The sequence below is a fragment of the Kribbella sp. NPDC004138 genome, assembly GCF_053603655.1.
Genome location: NZ_JBSGFZ010000043.1, coordinates 26,423 through 46,636, shown reverse-complemented (window position 1 = coordinate 46,636; position 20,214 = coordinate 26,423). Strand labels below are relative to the sequence as shown.

Annotated in this window: 20 protein-coding genes; 8 read left to right on the top strand and 12 right to left on the bottom strand. The window is 68.4% G+C overall.

Features of this window, described 5'->3' with window-relative positions; translation table 11 throughout:
- Nucleotides 1-575: 575 nt before the first annotated feature.
- The 4 genes from ACWEOO_RS40160 to ACWEOO_RS40145 form a co-directional block, all read right to left on the bottom strand.
- Nucleotides 576-1,889, bottom strand: coding sequence for a serine hydrolase domain-containing protein (locus tag ACWEOO_RS40160; protein WP_452147526.1), 1,314 nt, complete (start codon nt 1,887-1,889; stop codon nt 576-578).
- 71 nt (nt 1,890-1,960) lie between these two features.
- Complete coding sequence (locus tag ACWEOO_RS40155) at nt 1,961-2,134, bottom strand: hypothetical protein (RefSeq protein WP_355699353.1); 174 nt, start codon at nt 2,132-2,134, stop codon at nt 1,961-1,963.
- 127 nt (nt 2,135-2,261) lie between these two features.
- Entirely contained in the window at nt 2,262-2,465 is a 204-nt protein-coding gene (locus tag ACWEOO_RS40150) for a KTSC domain-containing protein (protein ID WP_452147525.1), read from the bottom strand.
- Between the two features lie 51 nt (nt 2,466-2,516).
- Nucleotides 2,517-2,870: a helix-turn-helix domain-containing protein gene (locus tag ACWEOO_RS40145; RefSeq protein WP_452147524.1), complete on the bottom strand. Its 354-nt coding sequence runs from the start codon at nt 2,868-2,870 to the stop codon at nt 2,517-2,519.
- Between the two features lie 139 nt (nt 2,871-3,009).
- Here ACWEOO_RS40145 and ACWEOO_RS40140 point away from each other — a divergent pair, with 139 nt between their 5' ends.
- Nucleotides 3,010-3,303 carry a hypothetical protein gene (locus tag ACWEOO_RS40140; RefSeq protein WP_363714561.1) on the top strand — a complete coding sequence of 98 codons (294 nt, stop codon included), beginning with the start codon at nt 3,010-3,012 and terminating at the stop codon, nt 3,301-3,303.
- Nucleotides 3,304-3,362: 59 nt separating this feature from the next.
- Here the strand turns inward: ACWEOO_RS40140 and ACWEOO_RS40135 are convergent, their stop codons facing one another.
- Nucleotides 3,363-4,559 carry a hypothetical protein gene (locus tag ACWEOO_RS40135; protein ID WP_452147523.1) on the bottom strand — a complete coding sequence of 399 codons (1,197 nt, stop codon included), beginning with the start codon at nt 4,557-4,559 and terminating at the stop codon, nt 3,363-3,365.
- A gap of 102 nt (nt 4,560-4,661) precedes the next feature.
- Entirely contained in the window at nt 4,662-5,291 is a 630-nt protein-coding gene (locus ACWEOO_RS40130) for a hypothetical protein (RefSeq protein WP_355699348.1), read from the bottom strand.
- A 208-nt stretch (nt 5,292-5,499) separates the two neighbouring features.
- On the opposite strand from ACWEOO_RS40130, the gene ACWEOO_RS40125 reads away from it, so the two are divergent.
- Complete coding sequence (locus ACWEOO_RS40125; RefSeq protein ID WP_452147522.1) at nt 5,500-6,324, top strand: aldo/keto reductase; 825 nt, start codon at nt 5,500-5,502, stop codon at nt 6,322-6,324.
- 60 nt (nt 6,325-6,384) lie between these two features.
- Here the strand turns inward: ACWEOO_RS40125 and ACWEOO_RS40120 are convergent, their stop codons facing one another.
- Together ACWEOO_RS40120 and ACWEOO_RS40115 are read right to left on the bottom strand one after the other, a co-directional pair.
- Nucleotides 6,385-7,338: an AfsR/SARP family transcriptional regulator gene (locus ACWEOO_RS40120; protein ID WP_452147521.1), complete on the bottom strand. Its 954-nt coding sequence runs from the start codon at nt 7,336-7,338 to the stop codon at nt 6,385-6,387.
- Nucleotides 7,339-8,320: 982 nt separating this feature from the next.
- Nucleotides 8,321-8,542: a hypothetical protein gene (locus ACWEOO_RS40115; protein WP_452147520.1), complete on the bottom strand. Its 222-nt coding sequence runs from the start codon at nt 8,540-8,542 to the stop codon at nt 8,321-8,323.
- A 237-nt stretch (nt 8,543-8,779) separates the two neighbouring features.
- Between ACWEOO_RS40115 and ACWEOO_RS40110 the strand changes: the two genes are divergently transcribed.
- The 5 genes from ACWEOO_RS40110 to ACWEOO_RS40090 all read left to right on the top strand — a co-directional run bounded on the left by ACWEOO_RS40110 (nt 8,780) and on the right by ACWEOO_RS40090 (nt 12,748).
- Nucleotides 8,780-8,971 carry a hypothetical protein gene (locus ACWEOO_RS40110; protein WP_359941982.1) on the top strand — a complete coding sequence of 64 codons (192 nt, stop codon included), beginning with the start codon at nt 8,780-8,782 and terminating at the stop codon, nt 8,969-8,971.
- A 74-nt stretch (nt 8,972-9,045) separates the two neighbouring features.
- Entirely contained in the window at nt 9,046-9,243 is a 198-nt protein-coding gene (locus ACWEOO_RS40105) for a hypothetical protein (RefSeq protein ID WP_355699343.1), read from the top strand.
- A 123-nt stretch (nt 9,244-9,366) separates the two neighbouring features.
- A complete protein-coding gene (locus ACWEOO_RS40100) occupies nt 9,367-11,673 on the top strand; it encodes an AAA family ATPase (RefSeq protein WP_452147519.1) in 2,307 nt (768 codons plus the stop codon).
- On the top strand, nt 11,670-12,350 hold the full coding sequence (locus tag ACWEOO_RS40095; protein ID WP_452147518.1) for a hypothetical protein: 681 nt from the start codon (nt 11,670-11,672) through the stop codon (nt 12,348-12,350). The genes ACWEOO_RS40100 and ACWEOO_RS40095 overlap by 4 nt, the downstream gene beginning before the upstream one ends.
- 14 nt (nt 12,351-12,364) lie before the next feature.
- Nucleotides 12,365-12,748 (top strand): hypothetical protein, encoded by a 384-nt coding sequence (locus tag ACWEOO_RS40090; RefSeq protein ID WP_452147517.1) that lies wholly within the window; start codon nt 12,365-12,367, stop codon nt 12,746-12,748.
- A 39-nt stretch (nt 12,749-12,787) separates the two neighbouring features.
- Here ACWEOO_RS40090 and ACWEOO_RS40085 read toward each other — a convergent pair whose 3' ends face one another.
- The 4 genes from ACWEOO_RS40085 to ACWEOO_RS40070 form a co-directional block, all read right to left on the bottom strand.
- Nucleotides 12,788-14,419: a LuxR C-terminal-related transcriptional regulator gene (locus ACWEOO_RS40085; protein WP_452147516.1), complete on the bottom strand. Its 1,632-nt coding sequence runs from the start codon at nt 14,417-14,419 to the stop codon at nt 12,788-12,790.
- A gap of 96 nt (nt 14,420-14,515) precedes the next feature.
- Nucleotides 14,516-17,410, bottom strand: a complete 2,895-nt coding sequence (locus tag ACWEOO_RS40080) for a vitamin B12-dependent ribonucleotide reductase (RefSeq protein WP_452147515.1) — start codon at nt 17,408-17,410, stop codon at nt 14,516-14,518.
- Between the two features lie 121 nt (nt 17,411-17,531).
- A complete protein-coding gene (gene nrdR / locus ACWEOO_RS40075; protein ID WP_167208700.1) occupies nt 17,532-18,020 on the bottom strand; it encodes a transcriptional regulator NrdR in 489 nt (162 codons plus the stop codon).
- A gap of 324 nt (nt 18,021-18,344) precedes the next feature.
- The gene (locus ACWEOO_RS40070; protein WP_452147514.1) at nt 18,345-19,775 is read right to left on the bottom strand and encodes an MFS transporter; all 1,431 of its coding nucleotides are present in this window, start codon (nt 19,773-19,775) and stop codon (nt 18,345-18,347) included.
- 130 nt (nt 19,776-19,905) lie between these two features.
- On the opposite strand from ACWEOO_RS40070, the gene ACWEOO_RS40065 reads away from it, so the two are divergent.
- Nucleotides 19,906-20,214, top strand: a complete 309-nt coding sequence (locus ACWEOO_RS40065; protein WP_452147527.1) for a metal-sensitive transcriptional regulator — start codon at nt 19,906-19,908, stop codon at nt 20,212-20,214.

Genomic DNA, 20,214 nt, shown 5'->3' with positions numbered 1-20,214 from the left:
ACGCACACCGCGCTTCGCACTCTCGTTCGAAGCTCCGGGGCAACCCGCCAAACTTTACTGTTTCGACCCGAGCCGGTCAAATCGGCTCTTTTCGATCCAGCCCCCCTGCGCGACTCAGCGTCCGAAACCCGCCGAGGCGTGTTTCGGCTTCCGAGACCTTCAGGGAGTTTGTCAGAGGGCCGGCCGCTTCCGCGTCCTGCGCTTCGCTCCAACAAGAAGGACATTACTGACATTCGCGGTGCAGATGCAAATCGGGGTCCCGGACCTCGTCCGAGCCTCCCGGCACCTGCCCTCGGCACCGGTCTTCCGGCGTCGAGGGAAGCAGTGCTGATCCCTCTGGTCACTCCACTCGCACGCGTCTCCGCGAGCGACACTTCCATCATGCCGTACCCACACAAGTCGTTTTCGTGGAACGACCTGGGGAACGACGCGGTGGGAGCCGAATCGGCTCCCACCTGTCACGCACTGCACCGCCCAGCAGACGCCTCTCGGCGAGTGGCCGCTCGTAGCGGCTGAGGTTGAGGCCCGGGGTCATGTTCCGGACGGCATGAGGTGTAACCGCCCTCCCCCACGACCTATTCCCGGACGCAGACGAACTCCGCACCGCCCTGCCGAAGCGCCAGACCGCCGTCCCGGACTTCGAGCTGCACGTCGACACCGTCTCCAGCGAACCGTTCCGAAGACAGCGCTCTGAACTGCAGCGGCGGCTGCCCGTCGAACCGCACTCCCAGCCCTCGCGCCGCCGGCTCCACCACGAAGGTCATCCCGTTGCCCAGCGAATACGCCCCCGCCAGCGCGCCCAGCTGGTCATCCGTCGGCAGATCAGGGTCCTCGAGCTCATCCGGGTAGCCGGACCATCCGTACGCGGACGCGATGGCGGCGAACGCACGCAGTACGACCCATGTCCCCGCATCCCCGTTAGTCATCACCACAGCGCCCTTCCGGGTGTCGCGGTGCGCCAACATGTGGCAGCAGAAGCCTGCGTTGCCGCCACTGTGTCCGTAGCGGCTGCCCGACTCGTCCAGAAACAGGCCGAGGCCCAAGTGGTTCAGCCCGCCGATGCGTGAGGTCGCTGCGATCTGTGGAGTCAGCATCTCCCTCGCGAGCTCGACCGATAGCACCGCGTGATCCGCCCCGGCGTACGCACGCTGCACACCTAGAGCGAACTTCGCCAGGTCCGTCGGCGTCGTCCAGAGCCCCGCGGCGGCCAGCTGCGGATACACGTCCCACTTCCCGTCCAGCGGGCTGCCGGCGTCGTCGTGTCCAGTGGCTGCTCTCGGGTGGAGCTCCGGTGGAAGCGGTTGCGCGTAGTCGCTGTCGGACATACCGAGCGGTTGCAGCACCAACTCCTGCATGAGCTCACGGAACGGCGTACCCGTCACGTCCTCTAGCAGTTGCTGGATCACCGTTGTGCCGCCCCCGGAGTACCGGAACTGCGTTCCCGGCACGAGATCGACGCGTACGCCGATATTCGTGGCCGGCCGCACGCCGTCGAGGATCTGTGCTGTCGCCGGCAACGCCGCATCGCGCGTGTATCCAGGAAAGCCGGAGACCGTCAGGCCGGCGCTATGGCTCGCCAGCTGACGAAGCGTGACCGCGGGCTGCCATTGCCCAACCGGCGGAACCTGCCAGGACGTCAACTTGCGGTTCACGTCCTCGTCGAGGTCCAGGAGGCCGCGATCGACCAGCCTCAGCATCGCCAGCACGGCGACCGGCTTGCTGATCGAGGCCGCCTGGAACAGCGTCGTCGGCGTGACAGGCCCACCACCCGACACGTCGACGACGCCGGCTCCCCCGGTCTCGGCGACCGCACCGTCCTCGAACACGACCCAGCTCGCACCCGGCACACCGAACTCGTCCAGATCGGCTTCGATTCCACCGCGCAGCATGTCCCTGCCCCTCGCCGGTTCTGTCGGAGACCTCGCAGCGACAGTACGGCGGACAGGGCTCGCGGCAGCCGTTATCGCGACGGCTGCGGCGCCGAGCAGTCGATCTTCGGGTTGGCGCCGATGTAGTTGAGCGGGCCGGCCACGATCGTCACCAGCGTGGTACCGACTCTGGCGCAGGTCGCGTCGGAGCCTGCGAAGTAGTTGCGTTGCGCGGCGGCCGCGAAACCGATCAGCAGCCAGACCACAGCAATGATCGCAACAGCTCGGGAACCAGTCGCAGAGGACCTACGAGTGCGCATGTTCACCTCCAGGGTTGGGCGCACACCCCCGTGTGAACGCCTCCCAAGTGCCCGTCGGGAAACGAGCGGAAACTCAGAGTTCGCGAACGTCGTAGTACGGCTTGATGTGTTTGTTGACGTACGAGCCGATGCTCGGCGCGGCCATGAGCGCCGCATACTCCGGCTGCGGAACGTCCAAGTACTGGTAGACGTAGCCGTTGACGTACTCGAGCTCCAGCGTCCCGTCGGACCATGCGACCGATCGCACACTCGACGAGTTCACCGGGCGTCGCCTCATCCGCGGCTCCTTCCGCACGCGCTCAGCCGCCCAGTCTGCCTGCCCCGGCGGTCACGATGACGCAGATCGCTCCGGGTCCTGCGCCTGAAGGCGTGCCAGAGCCCGGGCCAGGTCGCCGAGCGCCGTATTGAGCTCGGTCAGCACAGCGTTGTCGAGCGGCACGCCGGCGCGGTCCAGCCCGAGGTTGGCGGCGAACCGGACATGAGCGTCGGGCGGCGCCTTCTCGAGATAGGTGTCGAGTGCCTGCTGGAGATAGGGGCTGGGCACGACCTCTGGTCTCTCGCGCCATTTGGTGAGCGTGCGCGGCGATATCCCGAGCTGCTCGGCGAAGGCTTCATTCGTCAGCCGCAGCGCCGTACGCAAGGCGTGCGCGTGCCGGCCGGTCCATTCCTCGATGACTGTCATCTGTGCCGCTCCTTCCACGTCGATTACTCCCTGCAATGAGAATATGGCGTTTCGGTCACCGCTGGTGGGCAGAATTTGTGCGCTGTGGATACCGGTTGAGTTCCTGGTGAGGACGCCGGACCACGCGTTGACTTACCTCATGGACGAGATCAGCGGGAGAACCGCGACGCTGCTGCGCAACACCAGGCAGCGTCATCTGCGCGTCGCACACACGTCCGGACCACGCCGCTTCGAGCTGGTCCGCCACCGCGACATCTCCGGCGTGAGTGGTACGGGCGTTGTCGCGGAGGGGATCGAGTGGAGCGACGGCACGGTCGCGCTGCGCTGGGGCGGCAACTACCCGACCACGACCGTGTGGCAGGACGGGATCGACGCGTTGCTCGCGATTCACGGTCACAACGGGGCGACCGTGATCCGCTGGCTGGACGAGTAGGCATGCGCGGTCGACTCCGGTGGGGCGGGCCCACCCTGCAGACAGCCCGCCTCACCGGCCTACTCGGTGAAGAACTGCTCCCGGTACGGCGCATCCGCCGCCTGCGCGGAACGCTCGGGGGCGGAGCCGTCTTGCTCGAGGACGGAGCGGGCCTGCTTGGCGGAACCGTTCTGCTCGGAGGCGGGGCGGGCTTGCTCCACGGCGGAACCGTTCTGCTCGGGCGCGGAGCCGTTCCATTCGAGGGCGGAGCGGGCCTGCTTGGCGGCGGAATCGTTCTGCTTGAGGGCGGGATCGTTCTGGTCCGACCTGGTGGGACGGGTTTCGTGACCGCCCTGTCGTGGGATCGGGCGCTGCTCGGATGTAGTGAGCGAGCAGGCCGGGTCGGGCGTGGTTCCGTCCTGGTCGGTGTCGGTCAGCTCCTCGACTGCCGTGCTGAAGGCGAGTTCGGCGCGGGTCGGCCGTCGGCGTTCGATCTCCTCGGCGGCGGCTCGCCGGACCGGGAGATCGTTCGCCGCGGCCGACAGTTCGGCGAGGGTGTCGAGGAGGCCGAGCGCGCTTTCGACCTCGCCCGGGTGGTTCACCATCCACCAGACCGCGGCCGAGCCTGGCGTCGCGAAGACGTCGTCCTTCAGGTAGGCACGTTTGTCTTGCTCCATGCGGCGTTCGAGCAGCGTGGTCTGCTCCCGCCGGTGCAGCGCAGCGAGGTGCTGCAGGTGCTTCTGGTCTGCGTCCGGCAGCCTGAGCCTTACCTCGGTGGCCCAACTGCGGACCAGGCCCTTCTCGTCCAGCGCGGGCTCGCCGAGGAGCGCGGCCAGGCGGTGCTGGTTGAGGGACTCCTCCGTCACCTGCTGCCGGGCGGTGAGCGATCGCGCCCTGTCCAGCAAGGCGTCGACCGCGACCGCACCGAGGTCCGCGTGGCGCGAACCCGACAGGACCGTCGACCACTGCACGATCGCCGAGAAGCTGAACTGGAAGTCCGGAGAGGCCGACGGCAACCGCACGTCAGCGACCGTCCTGGACGGCGGCCCGGAGAAGACCGGCTCCGGGTCCGGGCGGACGACGTGAGGCGTCGGCGCCGGCTTGGTGACCACCGGACGGGGCTCGTCGGGCTGCTTCCACACAACGGCCAGCAACACCAGCAGCACCACGATCAGCACGACAGCCGCCCACGCCGGCAGACCGGCGACCAGCGAAACGACGTACAGAACCAGCACGATCGCCGCAGCGGTGAGGAGGGAGTTCCGATGGAGCTTCATGGCGCCGTTCCTTCACTGCGTCGGGCGGACGTCAGCAGGTGGACCAAGTCCACAGAAAGTTTCCCATGCGCTGCGGAGCGTGGCGATTGCTCTGCGTGTCGGTCAGCCGGTGAGCGAGCGCAGGGCCTGGCGGGAAGGAGTCAGGAGGACGGGTTTGTAGGGGCAGCGTTGGTCGGTGAGGGTTTCGTAGGCGCGGATGGCTCGGTTGGCCGCGTCCCAGCCTTGCTCGGCGGGAGTCCGGCCGAGGCCGCGGTTGCGGACCAGAGCGCCGTAGAAGGCGGAGCAGAAGACGGTGGCTTCATACCACCCGATGACCGTGCTCGTGCCGATGTAGGTGATGTCGTCCTGGATGCAGTCGCGGATCGCGCGTTGCCATTTGCCGATGCCGGTCTTGCAGCCGTCGGCGATGACGACGCCGCTGGCGATACCCCACTGGTGATCGAGGAACCAGTCGGCGAGCGACCGCAGCGACACCTGGGTCTCACCGTCGGTGGACAGGAACGACGGCTCCTCGCTGTGGTCACCGTGTGCCATCACGTGCAGGACGGTCGACGGGGTGGTGAGAGCCGAGAACGCGGTCTCGTGGTCCCGGGTCCGGACGAAGTTGACATCGAGGTACGGGCGGTCCCAGCCGGCGTTGATGTTGCCGGTGATGCCCTGGACGAACGACATCGACGCGTCGAACGAACTGTCCAGACCCAGATCCACCAGAGTGATCAGCCGGTTCTTCATAAGCCCACCCCTCCAACGCTTTTCCCCACTTTTCGCGGCCCGTCGCACCATGATGAACCACAGATCCGACAGTTCGCGCGCGGGTGGGGCGGTACTGAGACGGCCCGCCCGAACCGTACGTCGTACGGCGGATCGGAGGCCGCGGGAATCGGTGCGGACCGTGATCGGCCTATCGTGGGCCGGGCACGGACGCCGAAGGAGGAAACCGATGAAGCAGGTTCCGACGGTCACGCTGAGTCACGGGACCGCGGTGCCGCGGATCGGGCTCGGGACATCGCCGATGAACGACGCGGATGCCGAGCGGGCGGTCGGCACGGCGCTCGAGCTCGGGTATCGCCTGATCGACACCGCGGAGAACTATCGCAACGAGACCGGCGTCGGCCGGGCGCTGAAGAACGCCCCGCGCGGCGAGGTGTTCGTGACGTCGAAGTTCAACAAGCGCTGGCACAGCGTCGACGGCGCTCGTCAGGCGTTCGAGGCGAGCGCGGAGAAACTCCGCGTCGAATACCTGGACCTCCTGCTCATCCACTGGCCCAACCCCCAGCAGGACCGGTACGTCGAGGCGTGGCAGGGGCTCATCACGCTTCGCGAGGCGGGCCTGGTGCGCGCGATCGGTACGTCGAACTTCAAGCCGGCGCACCTGCAACGGCTGATCGACGAGACCGGCGTCGCGCCGGAGGTGAACCAGGTCCAGCTGAGCCCGGTGTGGGCGAAGGCGGCCGAGCGGGAGTTCCATGCGGCGCACGGGATCGTCACCGAAGCATGGAGTCCGCTCGGGAAAGGAACCGACCTGCTCAGTCACCCGACGGTGCGGCAGATCGCGAAGGCTCACGAGCGGTCGGCGGGGCAGGTCGTCCTGCGGTGGGAGACGCAGCAGGACGTCGTGCCGATCCCGAAGTCGGCCGATCGCGGGCGGCTTGCGGAGAACCTGGCGATCTTCGACTTCGACCTGACCGACGGCGAGCTGTCCGCGCTTGCCGGCCTCGACGGAACCGCCCGGCCCGCCGCGGACTCGGATCACACCGGTCACTGATTCCTGACCTCCCGGGCAGTTTGATCCGGCGCAGCTTGGTCCGGCCCTCTGGCGGGATCGTCAGTCTGGGTGGGCTGGTCTGTGGGACGAGAGCGCCAAATAGGGGCCGACCAGCTCGAGGAAGAGAGGGCTGGGTGGCAGGCCCAGTTCTCGCTCGAGCATGGCTTCGAAGCGGTGGAAGTGCTTGATGGCTTCGACGATGTCGCCGTTGTCGAGATGGGTTCGGACGATCGTGCGATGAGCACTCTCGTGGAGCGGCTCGATGCTGATCGCGGCGCGGGCGGCCTCGAGGGTTTCGTGGGTACGGCCCTGTTTCCGGCGGCGGGTGGCGAGAGCGTCGAGTGCGCCAAGGCGAAGGTACTGCAGGCGTTCCCGGGCGGCGAGGACCCAGTCGTCGTACCAGCCGGGCAGCAGTTCGGCCGAGTGCAAGACCGCGTCGGCGGCGTCCTCGGCGTCGGTGCTGCCGTTGTCGGGGTCGCGGATGAGCAGCTCGGCGCCGTCGCGGAAGCGGTCGACGTCGACGGCGACCGCGTCGCTCAGGGCCAGCGAGGAATCGCCGATCTCGATCAGGGGCGGTACGTCGACGTGCCGGTGCCGGAGGCGCCAGAGGACGGCGCGGAGACGGGCTGCGGCGACGTCGTCGGTGCAGTCCGGCCAGAGGGTCGCGGCCGCGTGGGTCCGGGCGCACCGGCCGTTGAGCGCCAGTAGGGCGATCAGGTTCTTCGGTCCCGCCGGCAGATCGATCTGCCGTACCGTCGGCGCGGAACCGTCGTCGGCCTGCCGCGCGAGAGGTGTGGAAAGACGGTCGTACGCCGAGTGTGCTGCGGCCGGGTAGCCGTGGGACAGGTCGGGAGAGGGTCCGTACGACGGGTGCTCGAAGGAGCGGTCGGGATACGTCGCGGGCGAACCGTCGCGGTACGTCGCGGCGGAACGAGCGTCTCCGGCCGGAAGAGGTCCGTCGTAGCCCTGGGCGAACACGTAATCGGGTCGGCTCTCGGGAGGTCCGTCGTGCACCGGCGCCGCTGAACCGTTGGCGGGCGCCGTCAGGCGGCTGGGGTCGGTGCCAGATGCGGGCGACGACAGGTCGGTGGGACCGTCGACCTGCGCGGCGGGAAACCCGTTCGGTGGCGGGGCGGGAAACCCGTTCGGTGCCGGCGCGGGCGAACCGTCCGGCTCCGGGCCACGAGAACCCCCCGACACTCGGGCGGGCCGACCGTTGGGTGCCGGGGCGGGCGAACCGTTCGGCCCCGGGCCAGGAGAACCGTCCGGCTCCGGGCCACCAGAACCGCCCGAGACTTGGGCGGGCCAACCGCTCGGCCCTTGGGTGGGCCAACTGTTCGCCGCCGGGCCGGGAGAACCGTTCGGCCCTCGGGCGGGCCGACCGTTGGCTGCCGGGGCAGGAGAACCGTTCGATCCTTGGGTGGGCCAACCGCTCGGACCATGGGCGGGCCAACTGTTCGCCGCCGGGCCTGTCGAACCGTTCGATCCTTGGGCGGGCCGACCGTTGGCTGCCGGGCCGGGCCAGCAGTTGGGTGCCGGGCCGGGCGAACCGTTCGGCTCCGGGCCCGGAGAACCGGTCGGCTCCGGGCCCGGAGAACCGGTCAGCTCCGGGCCAGGAGAACCGGTCGACCCTTGGGCGGGCCAACCGCTCGGCCATTGGGCGGGCCAACTGTTCGCCGCCAGGTCGGGCGAACCGTTCGAACCTTCGGCGGGCCAGCCGTTGGGTGCCGGAGCAGGAGAACCGTTCTGTGCAAGGGATGGTGTGGTTGCCGGGTCCGTTACCGTCAGGAGCCAGTCGCCCAGCAGTTGCAGGCGCAGCTCACCTCGCAGGAATGTTCGCACCGCACGGCCCCCCTCGCTGAGGCGGCGCGCATCGGACGAGCCCTGCCCCACGGCTGTGTTGCTCGCAGTCTGTCCCCGCTGTGTGTAACGGCCGAACCACCAACCGCCACGTACTTCCTTGCACCATTGGCCAGGACCGGCCCGTTGTCAAGACTCAGTTTCGCCCGACGAAGGCCTCGAGCCAGGCTCGGACTTCGTCGTAGACCGCCTCCGCGGACGTCACCACGACGGTCGTTTCAACCTCTCCTCCGAGGTCGGACACCTGGATGATGCGAGCGCGCAGGCCGGTCGCCTCGTCGGTCTCCCGCCAGACCCGGATGACCATCACCGCCGCGTCGGGCACGGAACCGCCCCCGGACTGCCTCTGATCGGTCATGATCCACTCCCCCACGGGCCGACTGACCGCTGCCTCGCGCCGTGCCCAGCACGGACAACCGGAAGACCCACGATGAGGCAACGATCCCTCGGCCCAGTCGGTTACGTCGACCACCGCATTCCTGACAACGCTGTGACAACGCCGGGACAACACCGGGACAGCGATGTGACAGCGCTGTGATCATGTGGCCCGGCATCCACTGGCTGGGAGCACCGGATCGCACGGAGGGGGTGACTCATGAACGAGAAACTGACGGCGGTAGAGCTCGACCTGGAGGAATGCCAGGTCCTTCCGGAACGGGAAGCGCTGGGCGGTTACAACTGGGCGAACATCTACGCGTCCAACACGGCGGTCGCGCTGAACGCGTCGTCGTACTGGTCGGTGGCCAAGGCCGCGGCCTTCCAGTCGATCGTGGTCAAGCAGCGCTGACAGCGCCGGATCGGGTGTGCGGGCGGTGAGCATCGGGTTCGCCGTCCGCACGCCGCAGTACCGAGGGGGTTTCGATGACGGATCTCGGCAGGATCTCCCGGACGGAAATGGCCGGCCAGTCGGCCGAGCTGCTCCCGGCCCGGGAGGCGTTGGCACTGATCAACATCACCAACATCACAGCTGTCAACCTGGCGATCGCGGTGAACGCCGCATCGGTCGGCTCCAACGCGACCGCCATTGCCCTGCAGCATGTGGCCGCCTTCCAGCGCTAGCTCAAGTACTGGTTCCAAGGCTGGTTCCAGCGGCATCACGTTCCCGCCCGGCGCCTGCCGCGGCGGGCGGGTGCGTGCGGGCGGTCTCCGGGGGAACGCGAGGCAACGGTAGGGGGCGGGGTCGTGACTGCGACGGAGAGCGGCATTCGCACGGTGCCGGTACGAGGTGGGCCGAGGCCGCGCCGAGTGGCCGGCGTGCGGCTGCTCGGGCGGTACGAGGGCTCCGGGTTCCGGGACGAGCGGTACCTGGCCGAGCGGGCCGACCGGCAGATGGTCCTGCTCACGAAGCTGCTCTACCTGATCGTCGAGAACGCCGACGGGCATGCGTCCACCGACCTGCTGGCCGATCGGGTCAGCCGGGAGTACGGTCACCGGCTCGATCCCGACGACCTGATCAAGCTCATCCAGGAGAAGCTCGGACCGTCCGGCCTGGTCGCGCTGTGGAACGGCGCGCCGGTCGGGCAGCGCAAGGCGGATCCACTGCTGGCGCTGAGCGTCCGCGGCGTCCTGCTGCCGGCCGGTCCGGTCCGGGTGATCGCACGCGTCCTCGCGCCGCTGTTCCACCTCCCGGTCATCGTCGCGGTCCTGGCGTCGGTCCTCGCGTTCGACGTCTGGATCGTGACCAGCATGGCACCGTCCGACGTGTTCGCCGCACTGGTCGAACCGGCCGGCGTCATCGCCGTACTGATCTTGTTGCTGGCGGCAACGCTGTTCCACGAGTTCGGGCACGCGGCCGGCTGCCATTACGGCGGAGCCAAGCCGGGGCGCATCGGCGTCGGCATCTATCTGTGGATTCCCGCCTTCTACACCAACGTCACCACCGCGTACCGGCTGAACCGCGCCGGCCGTTTACGAACCGACCTGGGTGGGGTCTACTTCAACGCGGTGTTCATCGTCGCCTCGGCCGGTCTGTATCTACAGACCGGATGGACCCCGCTGCTGGCGATCATCGCCCTGTCCCACCTGGAGATCGCTCAGCAACTGCTGCCCATCGTCCGGTTCGACGGCTATTACATCCTCGGCGATCTCGCCGGAGTGCCGAACCTGTTCGGGCACGTCCGGCCGATCCTGTGGAGTCTCCTCCCCGGAGGTCGCGCCGCCGCCGGCGTCGCTCAGCTGCGGCTACGCACCCGGGTCGTTGTCACGACGTGGGTACTCATCACTGTGCCGGCGCTCCTCATCGGACTCGGACTTCTCACCTGGAACGCGCCGAGCTACCTCGCGAACTTCTGGGATCGCTCCGCGGAGCTGTGGAGCAGCGCGACCGGACTCGCCGCGGCAGGTGAGATCGGCGCCGCGGTCGTCGCGTTCCTCTCGCTGCTGGCGATCACGATCCCGATCATCGGCCTCAGCGTCGTCCTGGTTCGGTCGGTGCTGCACGTCGTACGCGCGGTGCGGTCCCGGCATGCCGAGCCACCAGAGCCTGCCGAGGAGGAGCCCATGGACACCGAACTCCCCGGCGCGGCCGCGTTCACCGAGGAACGGATGCTCCACCACCGGCTCCCACCACCGCGACATGGCTGGCGTCACGGGCTGTACGTCGTCTCGAGCGGCCGGATCAACGTAGGTCCCAGTCCTGCCGAGCAACGCCGGCAGGAGCGGATCGATCGCGTTCGTACGCCGCTGCGCGGTCCGCGGCGCGTGGTCACCCTGAGCCGCAAGGGCGGGGCCGGGAAGACGACCACGACCCTGATGCTCGGCCATACCCTCGCCATGTACCGCGGAGATCGGGTGGTTGCGCTGGACGCCAATCCGGATGCGGGTTCGCTCGGCTACCGGGTACGGCGGGAGTCGCCGGCCACGGTCACCAACCTTCTGGGGGAACGCGACCTCATCACCAAGTACGCCGACCTGCGCGAGTACACCTCGCAGGCCCCCAGCCGACTGGAGGTCATCGCGTCGGACGACGACCCGACGATCAGTCAGGCCCTGGGAGCCAGGGACTACCGGGTCGTACTCGACCTGCTCACGCAGCACTACAACATGATCCTCGTCGACACCGGCACCGGCATTCTCGACAGCGCCATCCAGGGGATCCTGCGCGAGGCGGACCAGATCGTCGTTGTGATGCCACCCGCACTCGACGGAGCACGGGTCGCGGCCGGGACGCTGGACTGGCTGGACCAGCACGGGCACGCCGACCTGGTGGCGTCGGCGGTCGCGGTGATCAACACGACCAGAGGCCGGCAACGCTGGCTGCAACTCGACGAGATCGAGAACCACTTCTCCTCCCGCTGCGCCGGAACAGTCCGGATCCCCTGGGATCCGGCACTGGACAGTGGCGCCGCGGTCGATTTGAACGACCTGCGCCCGGGCACCCGCGACGCCTACCTCGAGCTGGCGGAACTGGTCGCTGACGGCTTTGCAGTGAACCGCTGGACCACCGGAACGCTGACCGACCCGTCCACCACCCCCGAAGGAGTGTCATGAGCCGGCGATTCGAAGTCATCTTGGTGATCGCGTCCCTGCTCGCGAGTGCGACCGGTACCGCGAGCATGGTGACGTTCCGAAAAGGCCAGGACCTGGATCTGGTCGCGTCGGCCAACCCGGGGACACCGGGCGGTTCGGACACGGACCGCACCGCCATGGTCGAGCGGGCGCGGGGCAAACGTGTGCAAGCTGATGCGGTGGCGAGCGCTTCCGCCACCTGCGACGGGTGCAGGGGTACGGCGGCCGCCGTACAGGTGGTCTATGTGAACAAGGCGAAGAAGCCGACAGCGGACAACCTCGCCAACGCGTGGTCGAGCTGCAGCAACTGTCGCGCCACGAGTGTCTCCGTCCAGGTCGTCGTGATCCGGCCCGGTACGACGCTGGCTGCCCGGAACCGCGCCTTCGCGGTGAACGCCGCCTGCAGCGGTTGCACGTCAGCGGCCGTCGCGGTGCAGTTCGTGGTCGTCACCAGCAAGCACCGCGCATTCTCCCGCCAGGGCCGGCAGCAGCTGGAGGCGCTGGCCAATGAGCTCCAGGCTCAGCTCTCGTCCCGGACCAAGGCCGATCGCCTCGCGGCGGCGAAGAACATGCCTGCGTCGTCCGGGATCGACGCGCTGGTCCGGAAGGAACTGAAGCCGGTCAGTGTGACGCCGAAGGTCACGATCGAGACCGGCTGACGGGAGGTCGCACCATGTCTGTCCGTCGATGGGTCGTCCCTACGGTCGCTGCCCTGGTGACGCTCGGCTTGACCGCCTGCGAGCCGCTCGACACCACGACGCCCGGCGGCAGGTCGACCAGCAGCAAGGGAAAGCCGAAACCGACGGCGCAGTCCGGCGCCACGGTCAAGATCACGACGTCGACCAGGACCTGCTGGGCGGGCAGAATCGGTACCACCACGAAGCAGGGCTGTGGTTCCGCGACCTTCCAGGTCAGGTCCTCGAAGGGGGCGTATACCGTCAATCTCCGCAAGACCAAGGGGGCCGACGGCATCAGCGTCGTACTGGTTGTCAATGGCAAGAAGGTCGACCAAGGCAGCAGTTCGAGCGTCGTCGCGGTCAGCTACGTCTCCGGCTGACCGTGCTTCCCAACGACCAGTACACATTGCTGGCAAGGCCTATTCGGTCGCCCTCGTCAGGCAGGCGGCGGCCTCGGTCCGGTCTTGTACGCCGAGCTTGGACAGGATGCTCGCCACGTGATGCTCGACGGTCCGGCGGCTGATGTACAGCCGGGCAGCGATCTCCGGATTCGGCAGGCCCTCCGCGAGTACGGCCAGTACGTCGTACTCGCGCTTCGTCAGCAGCGCGACACCACGAGGTCCACGGCGGGCCGCACCCGCGCCGGCCGCGCGGAGCCAGGCCGCAGCCGCATCGGCGTCCAGCGCAGCGCCAAGGTCCTCGAACACCGCCAGAGCCATCCGCGCCTCCGCGACCGCAGCAGCCGGCTCATCGGGAGCCATGGCGTCGGCCAGCAGCATCCGGGTGCGCGCGACCTCGAGCGGCATCTCCAGCAAGCCGAACCAGGTCTGCGCCGCCGAAAGCCGTGGCACTGCGTCATGATGCCGACCGTCCGCGATCAAGGTCACGCCACACAGCCGGGCGCCGCGGGCAGCGATCAGACCGCTGTCGGTCATGGAGCCGAGCGCAGTCAGCCGAGCAGCCTCCGCGGCAGCACCGGCCGTGTCACCGGTTGCCAGACAGGCTCGACCGAGCACTTCCCGCAGCCGAGCCTCCTCCAACGGCGTGGCCCGATCGAGCTGGTGTCGGATCAGCGAGATCGCCACCGCCGGTTGGCCGCCGGCCAGCTGAACGGCGGCAAGCACAGGCTGTACGACGGAGCGGTCCTCGAACCCGATGAGAAGCCGCCGTGCCTCGGCCAGTCGCCCCTGCGCCAAGCGAAGATCGGCGAGAAACGCGGCTGCCTCGGCCTGCACGGCCGGCAACGCGTCCCGCGCGAGCTCCGCAGCCGCGGACAGCTCCGTCTCGGCCCGCGGCCAATCACCGGTGCTGGCGAGAACAGCGCCGTACGACGCCCGGCACGTCGCGTGCAGGTACGGACAGCCGTACCGCTCGATGAAGCCGTCGAGCGATCGGGTCCACTGCACGACGCGCAGGAAATCGGCGCCGCGGACGCAGGAGCGCATCAGGAGACAACTGGTGAAGACGACTGTGTCGAGCCGGGTGTCTTCACCGCCGATCGCACCCGCCAGCGCCTCGTCCAGCAACTCCGTGCCCTCGAGCACGTGTCCCCGGTTGATCAGCGCCGAACCCCACAAACTCAAGGCGCACAACTCAAGATCGTGATCCCCCGCCTCGACCCCGACCTCGTACGCCGCCTCGGACGCCGCGGCGGCCTGCGATGCGTCGTCCGTACAGCCTGCCCGCGCGAGCGACGCCCACGCAGCCACGACCGGATTGCCGACCTGCGACGAGACCCGGACCGCCCGCGCGGCCCAGCCCCGCGCCGCGGCACGGTCACCGAAGTTGGCGTCGTACAGCAGGCTCAGGCCGATCGCCGTGAACACGGCCTGCGCGGGATCGGTACGACGGTAGTACCCGTAGGCCAGTTCCCAGCAGGCGAACGCGGCGCCGACGTCGCCGAGCCACCAGTGGGCGTCCCCCAGTCCGGCCAGACCCCGGGCCGTTGCCGAGATGGTGACCGACTCGCCGAACGCGGCCCGAGCCGCGACCCAGTCCCCGGCGCCGAGGGCGTTCTCCCCGGCTGCGAGGAGACCGTCGATCCCCTCCACAGCTCGACGGTAGACGCGCTGCGGCCCCCGGGGGAAGTGGGAAGTTCCCGGGGGCCGTGGCGCTTTCAGCTGGTGCCGGCTGGACCGGCCGGTGGATCAGCTGCAGCCGGAGGTGCTGCCGCAGCCCTCGCAGACGTAGCAGGAGCCGCTCGGGCGCATCTTCGTGCCGCAGGTGAAGCAGAGCGGGGCGTCCACGGAGGTGCCGGTGATGAGTTCCAGCATCTCGGCGGTGGTGTGCGCCTCGCCCTTCACCGGCCTCGCCGAGGCGGCCTCCACCGCAGCGGGCTTCTCGATCTCGGCAGCCGGCTCGACCGTCTTCAGCGACTCGGCCTCGGACACCTCGACCGGAACCGGCTCGTACGAACCGGTGTCGAGCTGACGGGACCGCTCCTCCGCCGAGTAGATGCCCAGGGCGGCCCGCTCGTCGAACGGCAGGTAGTCCAGCGCCAGGCGGCGGAAGATGTAGTCCATGATCGACTGCGCCATCCGGACGTCCGGGTCGTCGGTCAGACCGGCGGGCTCGAACTTCAGGTTGGTGAACTTCTGGACGTAGGTCTCCAGCGGCACACCGTGCTGCAGCGCGATCGAGATCGCGATCGAGAAGGCGTCCATCACACCGGCAAGCGTCGAGCCCTGCTTGCCCATCTTCAGGAAGACCTCGCCGAGACCGTCGTCCGGGTACGAGCCGGCGGTCATGTAGCCCTCGGCGCCACCGACGGTGAACGACGTGGTCCGCGACGGCCGCGACTTCGGCAGGCGCTTGCGGGTCGGCCGGTACTCGATGACCTTCTCGACGATCTTCTCCGCGACGGCAGCTTCGGCGGCAACAGCCTCCGAAGCCTTCTTCGCCTTGGCGTCCGCCAGCGGCTGACCGACCTTGCAGTTGTCGCGGTACACCGCGAGCGCCTTCAGGCCGAGCTTCCAGCCCTGGAAGTAGACGTCGGCGATCTCCTCGACCGTCGCGGTCTCCGGCAGGTTCACCGTCTTCGAGATCGCGCCGGACAGGAACGGCTGCGCCGCCGCCATCATCCGCACGTGGCCCATCGGCTTGATGGCCCGCTCACCCATCGCGGTGTCGAAGATCTCGTAGTGCTCTGGCTTCAGGCCCGGCGCGTCCACGACGTGGCCGTGCTCCGAGATGAACTCGACGATCGCCTCGATCGTCTCCTCGGTGTAGCCGTACTGACGCAGCGCCCGCGGGACCGTCGTGTTGACGATCTGCATCGAACCGCCGCCGACCAGCTTCTTGAACTTGACCAGCGAGAAGTCCGGCTCGATACCGGTCGTGTCGCAGTCCATCATGAAGCCGATGGTGCCGGTCGGCGCGAGCACCGAGGCCTGCGCGTTCCGCCAGCCGTTCTTCGTGCCGATCTTCAGCACGCCCTCCCACGCCGCGGTGGCGTGCTTCTGGACGTCCTTGTCGATCTCGTGCACGGTCCGGATCGCGTCGTTCGCCGCGGCGTGCTTGCGCATCACTCGGGTGTGGGCGTCCTTGTTCCGCTCGAAGCCCTCGTAGGCGCCGACGATGCCGGCCAGCTCGGCGGACCGCTTGTACGACGTACCGGTCATCAGCGAGGTGATCGCGCCGGCGAGCGCGCGGCCGCCGTCGGAGTCGTACGCGTGACCCGTTGCCATCAGCAACGCACCGAGGTTCGCGTAGCCGATGCCGAGCTGCCGGTACGCACGGGTGGTGACGCCGATCGCCTCGGTCGGGAAGTCCGCGAAGCAGATCGAGATGTCCATCGCGGTGATGATCAGCTCGACGGCCTGGACGAACTTCTCCGAGTCGAACAGGTCGTCGTCGCGGAGGAACTTCATCAGGTTCAGCGAGGCGAGGTTGCAGGACGAGTTGTCCAGGTGCATGTACTCCGAGCACGGGTTGGACGCGGTGATCCGGCCCGTCTCCGGCGTGGTGTGCCAGTCGTTGATCGTGTCGTCGTACTGCAGGCCCGGGTCGGCGCAGGCCCACGCGGCCTGCGAGATCTTGTCGAACAGCTCCCGCGCGTCGACGGTCTCGATCACCGAGTTGTCCAGCCGCGCACGCAGCCCGAACTCGCCCTTCTCCTCGACCGCACGCATGAACTCGTCCGAGACCCGGACCGAGTTGTTCGCGTTCTGGTACTGCACGGAGGTGATGTCGCGACCGCCGAGGTCCATGTCGAAGCCCGCGTCCCGCAGGACCCGGATCTTCTCCTCCTCGCGCATCTTGGTGTCGACGAACTCCTCGATGTCGGGGTGGTCGACGTCGAGCACGACCATCTTCGCCGCGCGCCGGGTGGCGCCGCCGGACTTGATGGTGCCGGCCGACGCGTCCGCGCCGCGCATGAAGCTGACCGGGCCGGACGCGGTGCCGCCGGAGGACTGGAGCAGCTCCTTCGAGGAGCGGATCCGGGACAGGTTCAGGCCGGCGCCCGAGCCGCCCTTGAAGATCAGGCCCTCTTCCTTGTACCAGTTCAGGATCGACTCCATCGAGTCGTCCACGGCGAGGATGAAGCAGGCCGACACCTGCTGCGGCGAGGACGTCCCGACGTTGAACCAGACCGGCGAGTTGAAGCTGAAGTACTGGTGCAGCAGCAGCCAGGTGATCTCCTGCTCGAAGACCTCGGCGTCCTGCGGCGACGTGAAGTAGCCGTGCTCCTCGCCGGCCTTGCGGTAGGTCTTCACGACCCGGTCGAGCAGTTGCTTGAGGCTCCACTCCCGGTTGTCGTGGCCGAGTGCGCCGCGGAAGTACTTCGTGGTGACGATGGTGGAGGCGTTCACGCTCCAGAAGTCGGGGAACTCCACCCCGCGCTGCTCGAAGACCGTCTCACCCGTCTTCCAGTTCTGCTGCACGACGTCGCGACGCTCCCACGTCACCTCGTCGTACGGGTGCACGCCTTCGGTGCTGAAGACTCGCTCGATGGTGAGTCCCGCGGGCGCGTTCTTGCGCCCCCGGAACCCGGCCGCCGACCTCTTGGTCGACCCCGAGTGGCCGGTCACCGTCTCTGTCATGGTTGCTCCTCGCCCTGTGTCTACTACCGCGGTCTGTCGGGACCGCCCCGTTGGAGTACTGCGCGACGCCACTACTTGTGGAACTACTTCTCGTTCCCCCGGTTTACGTCTACTGGGCCGGTTATTGGGTCGGCTTCAACTGGCCCGGCTCGGTGCCCTGCGGCTCCTTCTCGGCCCGCAGCAGCGCGATCTCGGTCTCGAAGTCGTCAGCCGACTCGAACTGCCGGTACACGCTCGCGAACCGTAGGTACGCGACCTCGTCGAGCTCCCGCAGCGGCCCGAGGATCGCCAGTCCGACCTCGTGCGCGGGCACCTCCGGCGAGCCGCCGCCCTTCAGCGCGTCCTCGACCTTCTGACCCAGGCGCGCCAGCTGGTCGGCGTTCACCGGCCGGCCCTTGCACGCCTTTCCGACCCCGTTGATGACCTTCTCGCGGCTGAACGGCTCGGTCGCGCCGGAGCGCTTCACGACCGTGAGCTGCATCTGCTCGACGGTGGTGAACCGCTTCTCGCAGACCGGGCACTGCCGCCGGCGGCGGATCGCTCCGCCGTCCTCGGCCACCCGGCTGTCGACCACCCGGGAGTCGGCGTGCCGGCAATACGGACAGTGCACGCGAACACTCCTCCCGTGACCACCCCGGAGGGGGTGGGTTGTGGATCGGCCTGGGGACAACTTGTGTAGAACCTGTGTGCAACCAACCACTACCTGTGGAAAATTACACCCGTGTAACCACTACATATAGGGATCCTAGATCGCTGCTCCGACAGTTTGCAAGCACGCCCGGATTGCCCGGGCGTGTCACAGATTTCAACACCGAGGCGGCCCCGTGTACTCCCGCGTGGCGTCACCGCGACGACCCTTTCGAGGCGCAAACTACGGCCCGCACAGACCACTCCCCGGAGCCGGCCGAAGCCGCCCCGGGGAGTTGTCCACAGCTCATCGGCCGGTCGCAACGGTCTCCGCTCCGGGCTCAGCCGGAGCCTTCCGTGTCCGCAGTGTCACACCGGCCAGGACGGCGCCCGCGGCCGCGATCACCGCGGCGCCGATGAGCGCCGCCGAATACCCGTTGGTCAGCGCCACCGCGTCGTCCAGCAGGTCGGCGCCGTTCGCAGCAGCCACCGCGGTCATCGCGGCCAGCCCCAGCGCGGAACCGATCTGGTAGCTGGTGTTCACGATGCCGGACGCCAGTCCGCCCTCCTCGGGTCGCGCCGACGACAGGGCGATGCCGAGGCTCGGGATGAACGCCAGCGACATGCCGGCCGCCGCGACGAGCGATCCCGGCAGTACGTCGAGCCAGAACGAGCCGGTCGGACGCAGCAGCGACAAGATCACCAGTCCGGCGGTGAGGACCGTCATACCGCCGACGAGGGTGTTCTTCGGGCCGACCTTGGCGATCAGCTTCGGCGCGACGACGATCATCCCGAGCATGATGAACGTGGTCATCGGCAACAGCGCCGCCCCGCTCGGGAACGCACTCAGCCCGAGGACCTGCTGCAGGTAGAGATTCAGGAAGAACCACATCGGGACCCAGGCCGCACCCAGCAGGAACTGCGCCACGTTGGCCGCGGCCAGGTTCGGCGTCGCGAAGATCCCGAGCCGCATCAACGGCTCCCGCCGCTTGGCCTGCACGAAGACGAACACACCGAGCAGTACGACGGCCAGCGCGCCGACCAGCAGCGTCGACGCCGACGCCCAACCGACCTGCGGAGCGCGGACGATCGCGTAGACGCCCACGGCCAGTCCACCGGTCACGGTCAGCGCGCCGAAGACGTCGACAGATCCGGGTCGGGCGGCGGCCCGCGGCATCAACGCCGGCGTGGCGAGCAGGGCCGCCAGCGCGATCGGGACGTTCAGGTAGAACACCCACGGCCACGACAGGTACTCGGTGATCACACCGCCGAGGAACACGCCCGCCGTGCCGCCGGCCGGGGCCGCAGCGCCGTACAGCGCGATCGCCTTGGTCAGCTCACGCGGGTTCGCGCCGAACAGCATCATCAGCAGCGTCAGCGCCGACGGGGCGATCAGCGCGGCGCCGATGCCTTGCACCGCCCGGCCCGCGAGTTCGGCACCGACACCGGTCGCGAGCCCCGCGACGAGCGACCCCACGAGCAGGACGCCCCAGCCGGCCGCGAAGACGCGACGGGCGCCGAGCAGGTCCGACAACCGGCCGCCGAGCAGCAGCAGCCCGCCGAACGCCACGACGTACGCATTGAAGACCCACGACAGGTTGCCCGGGCCGAAGCCGAGGTCGGACTGCATCTTCGGCAGCGCGACGCCGACGATCGAGGTGTCCATGATCACCATGAACTGCGCCGCGGCGATGACGGCCAGCGCCCACCACCGCCGCGACGACGTCGTCTCACTCATATCTAAACTCCCTACGGGTATGGGGTATAGCTTGGATTGCTCGGATACCATAGGGGGGTATCCACCAAACGCGCAAGAGTGATCCCGTGGGCGATAGGGTTCAGCAGGACCCAGGGAGGATGTGGTGAGCGTGACCGAACCGGCCGGCGAGCATGCGCAGCACGGTTACATCGGCGACAAGAAGGCGTACCTCGCGCGACTCAAGCGCATCGAGGGCCAGGCCCGCGGGCTGCAGCGGATGGTCGAGGACGAGAAGTACTGCATCGACATCCTCACCCAGATCTCGGCGATGACGAAGGCGCTCGAATCGGTCGCACTCGGCCTGCTCGACGACCACCTCGCGCATTGCGTGGTCGACGCCGCCGCGACCGGCGGTCCGGAGGCCGACCAGAAGATCAAGGAGGCGTCCGCCGCGATCGCACGCTTGGTGCGCTCCTGA